The 13,707-nt window shown below is 52.5% G+C and carries 9 protein-coding genes; 4 read left to right on the top strand and 5 right to left on the bottom strand.

Going from position 1 to position 13,707, the window contains the following annotated elements; all coding sequences use genetic code 11:
* Window positions 1-28: 28 nt before the first annotated feature.
* Together AC1DF0_RS01875 and AC1DF0_RS01870 are read right to left on the bottom strand one after the other, a co-directional pair.
* Window positions 29-1,774, bottom strand: coding sequence for a sensor histidine kinase (locus AC1DF0_RS01875; RefSeq protein WP_442048703.1), 1,746 nt, complete (start codon window positions 1,772-1,774; stop codon window positions 29-31).
* Between the two features lie 21 nt (window positions 1,775-1,795).
* Window positions 1,796-3,421, bottom strand: coding sequence for a response regulator transcription factor (locus AC1DF0_RS01870; protein ID WP_442048702.1), 1,626 nt, complete (start codon window positions 3,419-3,421; stop codon window positions 1,796-1,798).
* 198 nt (window positions 3,422-3,619) lie between these two features.
* Here AC1DF0_RS01870 and AC1DF0_RS01865 point away from each other — a divergent pair, with 198 nt between their 5' ends.
* The 4 genes from AC1DF0_RS01865 to AC1DF0_RS01850 all read left to right on the top strand — a co-directional run bounded on the left by AC1DF0_RS01865 (window position 3,620) and on the right by AC1DF0_RS01850 (window position 9,628).
* Window positions 3,620-4,606, top strand: a complete 987-nt coding sequence (locus AC1DF0_RS01865; RefSeq protein WP_442048701.1) for an ABC transporter permease — start codon at window positions 3,620-3,622, stop codon at window positions 4,604-4,606.
* A 24-nt stretch (window positions 4,607-4,630) separates the two neighbouring features.
* Complete coding sequence (locus AC1DF0_RS01860; RefSeq protein ID WP_442048700.1) at window positions 4,631-5,518, top strand: carbohydrate ABC transporter permease; 888 nt, start codon at window positions 4,631-4,633, stop codon at window positions 5,516-5,518.
* Window positions 5,519-5,617: 99 nt separating this feature from the next.
* On the top strand, window positions 5,618-7,240 hold the full coding sequence (locus AC1DF0_RS01855) for an ABC transporter substrate-binding protein (RefSeq protein ID WP_477572893.1): 1,623 nt from the start codon (window positions 5,618-5,620) through the stop codon (window positions 7,238-7,240).
* 330 nt (window positions 7,241-7,570) lie between these two features.
* Window positions 7,571-9,628 carry an alpha-galactosidase gene (locus tag AC1DF0_RS01850; RefSeq protein WP_442048698.1) on the top strand — a complete coding sequence of 686 codons (2,058 nt, stop codon included), beginning with the start codon at window positions 7,571-7,573 and terminating at the stop codon, window positions 9,626-9,628.
* 541 nt (window positions 9,629-10,169) lie between these two features.
* Here the strand turns inward: AC1DF0_RS01850 and AC1DF0_RS01845 are convergent.
* From AC1DF0_RS01845 to AC1DF0_RS01835, 3 genes are read right to left on the bottom strand one after another with little or no spacing between them, the layout of a single operon-like run.
* Window positions 10,170-11,315, bottom strand: coding sequence for a DHHW family protein (locus AC1DF0_RS01845; RefSeq protein ID WP_477572892.1), 1,146 nt, complete (start codon window positions 11,313-11,315; stop codon window positions 10,170-10,172).
* A gap of 14 nt (window positions 11,316-11,329) precedes the next feature.
* A complete protein-coding gene (locus tag AC1DF0_RS01840) occupies window positions 11,330-12,712 on the bottom strand; it encodes an MBOAT family O-acyltransferase (protein ID WP_477572891.1) in 1,383 nt (460 codons plus the stop codon).
* Window positions 12,713-12,717: 5 nt separating this feature from the next.
* Entirely contained in the window at window positions 12,718-13,263 is a 546-nt protein-coding gene (locus AC1DF0_RS01835) for a DUF4358 domain-containing protein (RefSeq protein ID WP_477572890.1), read from the bottom strand.
* Between the last annotated feature and the right edge of the window lie 444 nt (window positions 13,264-13,707).

The following is a 13,707-nucleotide window of genomic DNA, read 5'->3' as shown; positions in this document are numbered from 1 at the left end:
GGACTTGCACAACTTCTTAGCTTATTGTTCATCTGCCCGGAATTCGAATCATCACGGTCGTCCCGATGCCGAGCCTGCTGTAGATCGAGACGCCGTAGGATTCGCCATACAGCAGCTTGATCCGGTTGTCGACGTTGCGAATGCCGTAGCCGGACAGTTTGTCGCCGCTTTGCGGCAGCTCGCTATCGCCCCGAAGGCGCATGCCCATGCCGTCGTCGATCACCTTGAGCACGATATCGCTGCCGTCGCGGCAGGCGCGGATCGTAATGTTCACGCCAAGCTCATGATCCCATATCGCATGATTGATGCAATTTTCGACGAAGGGCTGAAGGGTGAGCTTAATGATCGGACATGGCAGCACCGCTTCATCGACGTCGAAGTGAACGCGAAGCAGGTTGCCGAATCGCACTTGCTGGATTGAAATATAATAACGGGTCAACTGCAGCTCTTCGTGAATGGATAACGTGTTCTTGCCCTTGTTCAATGAAATGCGGTAAAACTTCGCCAGATCGGTCACCATCTTGTTCATGCGCGGGTCTGCGTTGCGGATGGCGAGAGACGAGATCGACGCGAGCGAGTTGTACAGAAAATGCGGATTAATCTGCGCTTGCAGCACGTTCAGCTCCGCTTCCCGCTTGTCGATCTCCTTCTTGTAGACGTCGGAGATGAGCGAGCTTAGCCGCTGGCCCATCTTGCGCAGCGCATTGCCGATCTGGCCGATCTCGTCGCGGCCGAGCGGCCGGATGTCGGCGAGCTCGAACTCTTCCTTCTCGATGCGCCTCATCATGCCGACGAGCGTTTCTACCCGTTTCGTGAACAGCCGCGCCGTAACATAGATCAGCAGCGCCATAACGCCAAGGCTGGCGATCGCGTAGATAAAGATCCGCTTGGCGGCCAAGTTCGCTTTGGACAGGAAGCTGCTGTAAGGGATGAGCGATACGCTCTTCCATCCGTACTTGGTCGTGTTGTAGACGACGAGCACATTCTCTCCGTTATACGTGCTGTCGAATCTCCCTCCGCTATCTACCGGGAAGGAGTCCGGCAGGGCGAGCGGCTGATTCAGCAGGCTCTTGTCCTTGGCGGACATGATGATGCCTTGCTCGTTAATGATGAGCACCGTCTTGTCCGACGATTCCTTCTCCATAAGCCGGAAAATATCCGATTCCAAAATATTAATCGTCAGTACGCCGTACGCGTTGTTCATGCTGTTGATATTCAGCATGCGCGAGAGCGTGAATATAGGCGGCTTATCCGGCTCGGAGGGCGACGTCACGAAGCGAACGTTGCCGAAGCTGCCGCTGAGCGACTTGTAGGCAAGCGATTCGCGAAACGTCTTGTCCATTTTTTTGATAAAAAGGTCGTCCGCGGGCAAGGTGTCATTGTTAATATAGATGGTCATGGAATCAATATCCGGATTCGTCGTCAGCATATTAACGAACGAGTTATTGATGTATTTGTAAGCATCGACGAACAAGGACGCGTCCTTCGAATAGTCGTTCGTCAGATAGGCGCGCATATTGCTATCCAAATAAAACGTGGCGGACAGCTTCGTATACGTGTCGAGCTTGTTCTCAAGGTTCGAGTTAATCTGTGCCACGGTAGAAGCGCTATTCGTCACCATCTGATCGGACAGCTCGCCGCGAATCGTCGTATAGGAATACAGGACGAAGAACAACAGCGGCAGAATGCCGCCGAGCAGGAACATGACGAACAGCTTCTCGCGGAGCCGCCAGTTGTATAACGGCTTTATTAGCCAGCCGGACAGTTTTCTCATGCGCGTTCACTCCACTCCAGCCTATAGATGCATTTTGCGATATTCGTTTGGGGTGCTGCCCTTATGCTTCTGGAACACAGAGCAGAAATAGGATACGTTCTCGTAACCGACCTTATGAGCGATCTCGCGTACCTTGAGCGACCGGTCCTTGAGCAGCTCGGAGGCATGCCCCATGCGGATGCGGGTCAGGTAATCGAGGATCGTTTCACCTGTCTTGTCTTTGAAAATAGAGCGAACATAGTTCGGCGACAAGAATACCTCCTTCGCAATGTCCTCGACCGTTATCGGCAGATGATAACGATCGGCAATGAGCTTCGCGATCTGGTCGGCGACCGATTGATTGCGGTCGAGATCGCGTTCGCTGGCCGCCTTCAGAAGCTCTCCGCAGAAGCGCAGCGTATAGGCATGGAAGTGGGCGATCGTCGGAAGCTGCGACAGCTCCTTCCAATGGTCGGCAAGCAGATGGTCGCGGAACGTTCCGGCCATCAGCGTCGTGAAGTGCTGCTCCAAAGCGGTAAGCAGCTGAATATTAGCTCTGACGGCGTAGTTGCGCTCGATTCGCTCTTGCCGCATGGCGGCGAACCAGTCGCCCAGCACCTGTCCGGTCCGATCCGAGTCGGACGCTTGAATCGCTCCGATGAGAGCGGCGGCGGCATGCTCCGCGCTCAGCTCCTCCGATTGCTTCACGGGCGTCACCGTTCCCGGGTTGATGACGGCTCCTGCTTGCCGATACAGCTTCTCGTCGTTGCAACGCTTCGACTCCTCGTAAGCTTCCCTCAGCAGGTTGAAGCCTCTGTATGGACTGGACAAGCCGATCGACAAGTCTGCCTTGCCGCCTATTGCTCGCGACAGCTCTTCTCGCAGAAGCTCCCAATAAGCGTGCTCCCATTGCTGGGGCTTGCCTTGGAAGAGGACGAACAGCGTATTCGGACTGGTCTCCAGCACAATGGAGGCGTCGAGGCGGGGTCCAAGTACGGTTCGTGCATATTCAGCCGCATCGTAAGCAAGCTCGTAGGCTGCATTTGCTGATTCCGTGTCGGTATCGCCAGCGGCCACGCGAATGGCAGCGACGGCGGCTCTCATGCCGTCCGGGAAAGCTGGCGGCTCGAACGTTATATAGGCAGCGCCGTAAGGCAGGTGAGCCGTGAAGCCCGTTGCCTGGCTTTCCCACTGGCGAGTCCATTCGATTCTTCGCTCCTCCAAAGGCTCTCGCACGATGCGAAGCAGCAGCTTCTCCAGCAGCCATCCGCCGCCTTGCCCGGCAAGCTGCTCCTCGTCGCATTTCTTCTTCACCTTCTCAAGGAGGGCTAGCAGCTCCTCCATATCGATCGGCTTCAGCACGTAGCCGGCCGCTTCAATGTTAAGCGCCGACTTAATATATTGAAATTCATTATGACCGCTTAAGTAGATAAGCTTGACGCTTTTGTCGATCTGCTTCGCCCGGCGTCCGAATTCAAGACCGTCCATAATCGGCATGCGGACATCGGTAACGATGATGTCGGGCTTGAGCTCGGCGAGCTTGCCGAGCGCCTCCTTGCCGTTGCGTGCCGTTCCGGCTACTCGAATGCCCGCTTGCTCCCAAGGAACGTATTGAACCATCGTTTCCAGCTCGATTGTTTCGTCGTCGACCAGCAGCACACTGTACATCTAGCCACCGCCTTTCTGTGAAAATGATGCTCTTTCCTCCAGTGTAACGGCAATGCCGTTATTCAACAACGGAAGGAGAGGAAGTGTGTGCTTTTGGAGCACGAATTGTTAAATCCTTATATAGAACGGCTTTAGTACCGGACCTATAATGAGGACACGAAGCAAAGAAAGCGCAATCAATTTACGGGAGGCAACACGATGAACATGCTATCGAAAGCGCAACCTAACCAGCGCAGCGCACCTGCCGTCCGTAAGCCCGAAAGGGGCGGACTGCTTGCCAGACTGAAGGAGCAGCGGCTGCTGTACGTGCTCATGCTGCCGGCGATCATTCTGACCTTAATGTTCTCCTACGTGCCGATGTTCGGGCTGTATATGGCATTCATTAATTATCAGCCGGGCGGCGGGTCGTTCTTCAAGCAATTTTTTACAACCGACTTCGTCGGGCTGCAATGGTTCGAATATTTCTTCACGAACGGCGACTTCGTTCGAATCATGCGCAATACGATCGCCCAGAGCTTCCTGTCGCTGCTGTTCGGATTCCCGATGCCGATCATACTGGCGCTCATGATTAATGAATTGCGCAATGGCTGGTTCAAGCGAACGTTCCAGACCGTCTCCTACATGCCGCACTTCATCTCATGGGTCATCGCGGCGAACATTATCGTCACGATGCTGTCCTCCGGCGGTGTTATCAACAACCTGCTCACGGGACTGGGAATCGTCGACGAGCCGATTCAATTCATGCAGAAGGGGCCATTGTTCTGGTGGATCATCGCCTTCTCGAATACGTGGAAGGATATGGGCTTCAATGCGATTATGTATTTGGCCGCGATCTCGGCGATCAACCCCGAACTGTATGAGGTAGCCAAGGTGGACGGAGCGAGCAGGCTGAAGCAGATGCTGCATATTACGCTTCCGTCGATCCGGCCGACGATCATTATCCTGGCCATCCTAGCGGTTGGCGGCATTCTGAATGCCGGGTTCGATCAGCAATATTTGCTCCAAAACAATACGGTACTGCAATATTCCGAAGTCATCGATACGTACACGTACAAGTATGGCTTGCAGAACGGCATGTTCTCCTACGGGGCGGCCGTCGGCTTATTCAAATCAGTCGTCGCTTTCATACTCGTCATCAGCGTGAATCAGATGGCCAAAAAAATGAACGAACAGTCACTGTTCTAGCAAAAACGAAGAGGAGAACGCGCCATGGTGAAAGACAAAAAAGATTTTCTCTTTATGACCGCCGTTTATGCGTTTATCGTTTCGGTGTTCGTCGTGACCTTCTATCCATTCTGGAATATATTCATTATTTCGCTGAACAGCGCGGAGGATACGCTGCGGGGCAACTTGTACTTATGGCCGAGGGAATTCAGCTTGGCAAGCTACGCGCAGATCCTGACCGACAGCGAAATATGGACGGCGATCAAGGTGACGGTGCTGCGGACGGCAGTCGGTACGCCGCTGGCTGTCATGACGATCAGCATGCTGTCGTTCGCGCTGAGTAAGAGGGAGCTGGTTGCGAACCGCTTCTGGACGCTGTACTTCGTGTTCACGATGTATTTTGGCGGCGGCCTGATCCCTTATTATATGGTGCTCAAAAACTATGGCCTTATCGACAACTTCATGGTCTTCATCGTACCTGGGCTAATGAACGTGTTCTATATGATCATCGTTCGGACGTTCATGCAGGGACTGCCGCAGGAGTTGGACGAATCGGCGAAAATCGACGGCGCGAACTACTTGCAAATTTTTTTCCGCATCATCCTTCCGCTCACGACGCCTGTACTGGCAACGATCGGTCTGTTCACCGCTATCAGCCACTGGAACTCGTGGTTCGACTCGTACGTCTTTACTTACGATCCGGAGCTGAAGACGCTGCAGGCCGTGCTCGTGAAGATTTTGAACCAATATCAGACGGGTTCGATGGTTGGAGACGCGCAGCAGATGGCCAACTCCGCTAAGCGGCTTGCCGTATCGCCGGATACGATCCGGATGGCGGCCACGATGGTCGCTACGCTGCCTATCATTATGGTGTACCCGTTCCTGCAGAAATATTTTGTCAAAGGCATGACGTTAGGCGCGGTTAAGAGCTAATCAATGCGAATTTCTTTTGGGAGGTGTTGCGGCTACTAGTATTAGGAGTACGGAACGTTTATCTGTTAAAATGACGACAACGAACAAGGGGGATTTTGCATGAACGCAAAGAAATGGCTGCTCTCGATGCTTACGGCTGTAATGTTGGTATCCGTATTGTCCGCATGCGCTTCGAACTCATCTAATAAACCTAGCAACGGCAACAACACGGAGAACGGTGCCGAAGGAACGAAGGAACCGGGTACCGATCCGATCACGATTACGTTCTTCGATAAAAACACGGGCGACAAATTCGATAACCTGATTGCCAAAGAGATTACGAAACAGACTGGTGTGACGATCGAAATTCAGCAGCCTACCGGCAACCCGACAGAAAAGCTGAACCTGATGCTGGCGAGCGAAGACTTGCCGGATATGATCATGTTCGACCGCTCCAGCGATCTGGTAGCAAAGTATATCGAGGCAGGAGCTATCATTCCTCTTAATAAACTAATCGAAGATTACGGCCATGACGTATCCGAAATGTACGGCGATGTGCTGAACAAGACGCGTTACAAGGACGGCAACAACTACTACTTATCCAACTGGTACGGCCTTGAGCATGAGCCGGTATTCGGCTTCAATATGCGCAAAGATATCGTGAAGGAGCTTGCTCCGGACAAAGCCGACGGCGGCGTGCCGTTTACGGCGACGGAATTCAAGCAGCTGCTGAGCGACTTCAAAGCGAAATATCCGCAAATCGAAGGCAAGGATACGATTGCCCTGACGATGGACGGCGAGAACTTCGGCGGCACGATGGGAACGTTCAAAGGCATGTTCGGTCTGACCAACTACTATGAGACGGACGGCAAGCTGCAATACGACGTGAAAAATCCGAAATATCGCGACATGATTCTGTACATGAACGATCTGTACCGCTCGGGTTTGATGGATAAAGAATGGGCAATCAACAAGCGTCAAGTATGGGAGCAAAAAATTGCGACAGGCACGATTTTCTCCTCGACAGGCGCGTACTGGGATCTGGGCAACTCCAATACAATCATTAAAAAGGACATCGGCGAGGAATCGCAGCTGTTCGCTTACAAAGTCGTTGCAGACGGTCTCGACCCGTCGAAAACAACGTACGGCGGCCGCAGTTCCCTTGGCTGGGACGCGATCGCGATTACGAAGAAAAACAAAAATCCGGAACGCACGATGCAGTTCATCAACTTCCTCGCCAGCGAAGCAGGCCAATACTTGCTCATGTGGGGCATTGAAGGCACGCATTGGGATATGAAGGACGGCAAGCATACGCCGCGTCCGGAAGTGCTGCAAAGCTTCAAGGACGACTGGGCTGCTTATACGAAAGAAACAGGCATTCGCAAATGGACTTGGTTCATCAAGAACGGACCAGGCGCCGACGGTACGCCGTACGATCTTCCTGGCCGTTACGAGCGTTCCCCGATCGACCAAATGGCGATCAAGAACTTGTCGGATTCGATTTTCGACACGGCGATTTATGACGGCTTAAGCCCGCAAGGCGGCACGCCGGAAGCGCTGAACGAGCAGAAGATCAACGACATTACGAAGCAGGCGATCACGAAAGCGATCATGGCGCCTTCTGCTGAAGAAGCGGGAGCGATCTTCGACAAAATGTTGTCCGACATGAAAGCAGCCGGCGACGAGAAAGTAGAAGCGGTCTATACGACGAACTTCGCATCTCGTTCGGAGCTGTGGAAGTAAGAAGCGAGCGGCAAGGAGCAAACGTACGAATGGGAGGCCAGCATTGCTGGCCTTTTCTATTAGAAGATTATATCTTGCTTTCGCCTGCCTCCGAAAGAAATCAAGAAGCGCTTATTAGTGACTATCGGGAGCGGGGAGCTTTCTTAGGAACTTAGGTAATCTTATTTAATCGAAATAGCGTCCAAATGTAAGTATAAGAGTGAAATAAGGTGTTCTGGATTCGCTAACCTACGGATTACAGCGTGAAATAGCAATTAAGGTTTCAACGATTCCTTACAGTGATGAAACTTCATAACTTAACGAATACGGGCAACGGGGAGAGGATTACACATGACAACGGTTATTGGGCAAATTAAGTTGGAGAAGGATGGCAACGCTTACGTGGCGGATAACGGCATCGTAAAAGTAACGGCGAATGTTGCGGACGGTACGCTTTCGTATGCATGGAAGGATGGACAGTCGTTAAGCGCTACTTACGCTGAAGCACGTTATGGCTGGGAGACGGTGCGTTCTTCGCTGTATAGCAAGCATGACGTGCCTGCTGAATCGGTGAAGCCGATTGCGGACGGCTTCGGCGAAGGCGTGCGCTTCAGCTTCGTGCATGAGGATCTGGGTAAACCGCAGCTCCGTCAGCATATTCGGTTGTACGAAGGGCTGCCGTATGCGCTTGTCGAGCTGGAGGCGGTGAGTGAGCATGAGTGGGAGACGAACGAGCTGACTCCGCTTGCCGCCTATTTGAATGACGGCGGCGTGCTGGACTTCGGCGATGACGCCGGAGAGGCGGAAGTTCGGGCGTTGTTCATTCCGTACGATAACGACAAGTGGGTGCGCTTCGCCTCGCATGCGAATCAGAACAGCGTACGCAGCTATGAAGTGACGGCGGTCTACCGTTCGGAATCGCGCCGCGGCTTCGTCTTCGGTTCGGTGACGCATGATACTTGGAAAACGGCGATCGACGTGGAGGGTACATTCACTTCGACGGTTGGCAGGGTGCGTGTGCAAGCCGGTGCTGCGGACCTGCAGACTCGCGATACCGTTCCGCACGGCTCGCTGCGCGGAACGAGCATCGTCTCGCCGACGATATTCGTTGGCGCGTATCTCGATTACCGCGAAGGCATGGAAGCCTACGGCAAGGCGAACGCTATCGTGAAGCCGGCGCTGGGCTGGTCCAGCGGCGTGCCGATGGGCTGGAACAGCTGGTCGGCCGTTATGGCGAAGCTCGATTACGACGTATACACGCATACGTCGGACTTCTTCGCATCGGCACTTCAAGGCGAAGGCTTCGCCGACGACAGCGGCAGCTTGTATGTAAACTTCGACGCCTTCTCGGACAATTTGCCGGCGGAGCAGCTTACGGATGCGGTGCGCCGGGTGAAGGCGAACGGTCAGAAGCCGGGCACGTATTATACGCCGTTCGCGTTCTGGGGAAGCAACCCGGATACGCCGGTGGAAGGAACGGACGGCGCTGTGCTGTACCGCGAAATACTGCTTAAGGACGCCGGCGGCAACCCGCTGCCGAAGCTGGATGGCGCATTCCCCATCGATCCGTCGCATCCGGAAGCGATCGCTCGGATTATGCGCAAGCTCGATGAGGTTGTTGCCGCGGGCTTCGACTACTTGAAAATGGACTTCCTCGCGCATGGCGCGATGGAAGGCGTTCATTACGATTCGGCCGTGCGGACCGGCATTCAAGCGTACAACTTTGGCATGGCTGCCATTGCAGAGGCGCTCAGTCCAGATCGAATCGGCCGCGAGTTCCTTATTAACCTGTCGATTGCTCCGCTCTTCCCTCATGGCTATGCGCATAGCAGACGCGTATCTTGCGATGCGTTCGGAACAATCGATGATACGGAATATATGCTGAACGCGTTGACGTATGGCTGGTGGATTAGCGACAACTTATATCGCTTCAACGATCCCGACCATATCGTATTGTACAAGAGCGACAACCAGCGCGCCACCTCGGAGCATGAGGGTCGCAGCCGCTTGAATGCGGGCGTCATCGCAGGCACGTCGCTGCTGCTTGGCGACGACTACCGCATGGAGGAGGCCGCTCGCCGCGCGAAGGAATGGATGACGAACACGGCGGTCATGACGCTCGCCCGCCGCGGCGAGACATTCCGTCCTGCGGAAGGCCGCAGCGGTACAAAGGGCGAGCACCTGTTCACGCTGGCCGGCGACGGCGGCGTATACGTAGCCGTATTCAACTTCGACGCCGAGAGCGGCCAGTCGAAGACAATCGATCTCGCTCGCGTCGGCATTGACGCCGCTAACGGCTTATTCGTCCGCGACCTATGGTCGGGCGACGAATACAGTCTGACGCCGGGCACGGCCGAGCACGTCGTTACACTGGAAGCAGCCGAATCTAAGCTGCTATTCTACAAATAACATAACAAGGGCTGTGCCATTAGCTGGCACAGCCCTTTATTGCATGGAAATAGCGAAAATTTGTTACGCTATTTTAGAGTAGAGGCGGCGATTGGTGCAAATAGCGAAAGTTTTTTTCGCTATGGTGGCGCGGGAGAGTGCTTGAATAGTGGTTGGAGCTCGATTGGTGGGAAATAGAGAAAGCTTGTTTCACTATTTCTGAGAAAGGGCATCAATTGGTGCAAATAGCGAAAAGACTTTTCGCTATTGTGGCGTTGACGGTCGCCCATGTCCTCGAGCCCGTCACCACGCGCCGATATAAGTATAGAAAGTATACGTATATCGCAAAATCGAGTGTGTTGGAGGAGAATAGGTATAGAAAATATACCTACCTCCTATGAAAGTAACGTCCAAGTGCTCCAACCCAGCCTCGCGCGCCTACATAAGGATAGAAAGTATACGTATATCACAAATTCGAGTGTGTTCGAGGGGAATAGGTATAGAAAATATACCTATCGCCCATGAAAGTGAGTTGGACAAGGTGCGGTCTCAGCGGACTGCATCAGTACTTCAACTTCAGCATGTTGCGCTCGGTGATGAAGGTTGAGGTGTTGAACAGCAGCAGGACATCCTCGATGCCGTTCTGCTCCATGTAGTCGGCGATGCTGCCGTTGTAGTAACGGATGTCGATGACATGGATTTCGGAGACATGCTGCGTCAGGAAAGGCAGCATGCTGTGCGCGTACGAATCTTTGATCACGAGCAGTTTCTCTTTATCTGCATAGGCTGGATCAATATTCGTTGTCAGCGTCATAAGCGCGTGGACGCCGCCTTGGAAGTAAGAATATTTGTCCTTCTTCTCCAAGTAACTTGCGTCGTACATGCTATCGAACGTCTCTTCTGAATCAGCGACGTACATTTGCGTAGACGCCTCATTGAGCGGTTTATACACTTGGATCGAGTCCGGCTTCAGGCCACTGAATTGGCTGCGTGTATGGTAGCTTCCGAGAAAATCGCTCGTAACCGTCTCGATGCGGAATTCGGATTCAGGCAGCGGTGCCCAGCCCATCTGTTCCGCATATGCCGCATAGGCCAAGTAGGCACCGTATGAAGTCCAGTGGTGATCAGTCCGGTAATAGATCGGTTTCTCGTCGGCAGCATGCGGCTTTAGAATGTCAAAGCCGTTCATGAAATGTAAGCTGTCAGCGAGCTGCTTCTCAATGTAGCCGTTAACGATCGTCTGCGGGTACGCTTCAGCGAGCCATGGCAGTCTCTTTCCGTAGATGCCAACAGAGCCCGGAGCAAGCAGAAAGGACATATCCGCTTCCGGATGAGCTTTGGCGAAAGCGGCTACGGCATCGGTCAACTGCTTGATTTGCTCGAAGTCAGGTTTGTCGAACTTCTCGAATAAGTAGCCGTCCTTGCCTTTGTATATGCCGTTGTTTTCCTGCTGCAGACGAAGCTGCTCCATTGCAGATTTGACGGATACCCAATTATCCCTGTACGGAAAATGGTCGGTGATGTAGCTCTCCGTCTGCTCCGAAAACTTCTTGTTCCAAATATTGTCCCAAGTAAGCTCAGGCTTGCCCTGCAAACTCCGATTCTCCATGTCGGAGAAAGCTTGCATCGGCAGGGAGAAGAACAGGACCGACATGACGAGCAAGCTGCCGGTGAACCCCCATACGTATGCGGCATTTGTCTTCTTCATTGCTGTAACAACTCCTAGAAGCGGAAATATAAAAACGGATTAAACGTTGCATCGACCAAATAAGCGACGGACAAGAAAAATAAAATGCCGTGCCAGACGAGGCGAACGCCACCGCCGCTGCTGCTTTCTCTTTTTCTTGCAGGCAGCGATGCTACGACTAGCAGTATTAATAAGATCGCATTCGTGTACAACAAGTACAAGCTGTTGTTATCCAACAGCGGCTGCCCGCCCGCGCCGACCATCGCGGCGAAATAAGCACCCATCTCCCCTAAATCCTCGAAGGCGAAGAACACCCATCCGATTAGGATCAATACAAGCGCGTACGTATGCCGAACCCAGGCAGGTACGCGTTGCAATAACCGCAGTCCGATCCATTTTTCGAAAATAAGCACGACTCCGAAATAAAGACCCCACAGCAGGAAGTTCCAGCTTGCGCCATGCCAGATACCCGTCAGCAGCCATACGATCATGATGTTGCGAAGCTGCTTCCAAATGCCGTGGCGATTGCCGCCAAGCGGGATGTACACGTAATCGCGGAACCAGGTGCTGAGCGAGATATGCCAGCGCCGCCAAAAGTCGGTAATACTTGTCGCCGTATACGGCTTGTTAAAGTTCTCGTTGAAGCGGAAGCCGAACATAAGGCCGAGTCCGATCGCCATATCGGAATAACCGCTAAAGTCGAAGTAGATCTGGAACGCAAAGGCGATAATGCCGATCCAAGCGGTTAAGGCGGGCAGCGAGCCTGGACTGCTGCTTGAGATGCCGTCCCAGAGCAGGCCGATATTGTTCGCCAGCAGCACCTTCTTGGCAAGACCGATGATGAACCGTTGAACGCCTTCAGCGAACATGTCCATCGTGACGGTACGATGCTTCAACTGCTCGGCGACCGTCTTGTAATGAACGATCGGGCCAGCCACCAGTTGCGGGAATAGAGCAACGAATGTGCCGAAGTCGAGCCAGTTGCGCTGCGCTTTCGCCGTGCCTCGGTAGATGTCGATGATATAGGACATCGATTGGAACGTATAGAACGAAATGCCGATCGGCAGCGGCAGGTCAGTCGGCGGAATGCTCGTACCCAGCAATGCGTTGACATTATGAATCAGAAAGTCGGCGTATTTGAAAAAGCCGAGCAGCGCCAGGTTGATAATGATCGAGAATACGACGATGCCTTTGCGCTTGCCTGCGCTCATATTCGGCCTGCTTAGCAGCAGGCCGAAGCAGTAGTCGGTGACCGTCGACAGCAGCATGATCGCAATGTAGATCGGCTCGCCCCATGCGTAGAAGATAAGGCTTGCGGCGAACAGAACTAAATTTTTGATGCGCCATGGCGAGCTGAAGTAGAGCAGCAGTACCGCAGGCAGAAAGATAAATAGGAATAATAGGCTGCTAAATACCATAACGGTTATTTTTGAGCGAAGAAGGTTTCGTATTCAGCTGTTAGCTTATCTACATCCGCGCTATCGGCAATCACGAAGAAGATGTAGTTGCCTTTCGTGATCAGCTTATAGTTTTTGGCATTCTCGTATTGGTCTGGGAGATAAGTCTCAAATTGCTTCTGTACGTCGCCGGCACGTTTCTTGATTGCTTCCTCTACCGTTGCAACATCCTTAGCATCCTTCACTTTAATAATCGCAATTTCGTTCGTTTTCACATTCATCATCGGCGTCATTATCGTGAATTGGTCAAGCAATGCAGCGTCGAGGTAATACAATTGCGTCAGCATGTCGCCTTGCAGCTCCATAAGTGCCGGTTGCTCGACCTTCGCCAGCAATGCATCCATCATTTCTTTCGTCGTTTGCGTCGGTTCAACGACTTTCTCTTCTTGCTGTGTATTATTGCCCGATCCGTCATTCGCGCCGTTGTTATTGCCTCCGTTGCCGCCCGAGCAAGCAGTAAGCATAAGTCCTAATACGATCGTGAGCAGCAGTGCCATGTACATTTTTTTCATGTGTGGAATCTCCTTGTTGTCTGTTTTTTTTGAATTTCTTACCACTTAGGAAAGTTTAAGTTCGCTGAAGCGTCAAAGCGAACTTAAACTTTCCTATTGGCGAATAAACCAACCTTTAAACGCGGTCGCTCATCTTCGAAAGACCTCGATAGAGGTTTATCTCATAGCCTCAAACGAGCAAGGTTCGACAATTGTTGCAATGAAATTTTTGGGAAGGTATGCAATTATTTTGGCGTAGGGGTTGAGAAACGATACCCGGCAAGGGTTTATTGCGATTTGATACACGGACCGAATTGTATGAGCTATGCCTTAAGCGAAGAATGAAAATTGTAAAACCTTAGCAGGAAAATAGATATTTTTGGAGAATTTATACCAAGATTTTCTATGAAGATGTTGGGAGGGTGCGTCCAGTTCAAAATTATACTCAAAGCTCTCTGCACATCA

Source organism: Paenibacillus sp. 05T425, assembly GCF_056396205.1.
Note: the sequence above shows the minus strand (reverse complement) of the source record. Positions and strands in the feature narration are given on the sequence as shown.

What these genes read in the sequence shown, in the direction of transcription:
- AC1DF0_RS01875 (WP_442048703.1), bottom strand. Translation starts at nt 1,774, where the DNA reads ATGAGAAAACTGTCCGGCTGGCTAATAAAGCCGTTATACAACTGGCGG.
- AC1DF0_RS01870 (WP_442048702.1), bottom strand. Translation starts at nt 3,421, where the DNA reads ATGTACAGTGTGCTGCTGGTCGACGACGAAACAATCGAGCTGGAAACG.
- AC1DF0_RS01865 (WP_442048701.1), top strand. Translation starts at nt 3,620, where the DNA reads ATGAACATGCTATCGAAAGCGCAACCTAACCAGCGCAGCGCACCTGCC.
- AC1DF0_RS01860 (WP_442048700.1), top strand. Translation starts at nt 4,631, where the DNA reads ATGGTGAAAGACAAAAAAGATTTTCTCTTTATGACCGCCGTTTATGCG.
- AC1DF0_RS01855 (WP_477572893.1), top strand. Translation starts at nt 5,618, where the DNA reads ATGAACGCAAAGAAATGGCTGCTCTCGATGCTTACGGCTGTAATGTTG.
- AC1DF0_RS01850 (WP_442048698.1), top strand. Translation starts at nt 7,571, where the DNA reads ATGACAACGGTTATTGGGCAAATTAAGTTGGAGAAGGATGGCAACGCT.
- AC1DF0_RS01845 (WP_477572892.1), bottom strand. Translation starts at nt 11,315, where the DNA reads ATGAAGAAGACAAATGCCGCATACGTATGGGGGTTCACCGGCAGCTTG.
- AC1DF0_RS01840 (WP_477572891.1), bottom strand. Translation starts at nt 12,712, where the DNA reads ATGGTATTTAGCAGCCTATTATTCCTATTTATCTTTCTGCCTGCGGTA.
- AC1DF0_RS01835 (WP_477572890.1), bottom strand. Translation starts at nt 13,263, where the DNA reads ATGAAAAAAATGTACATGGCACTGCTGCTCACGATCGTATTAGGACTT.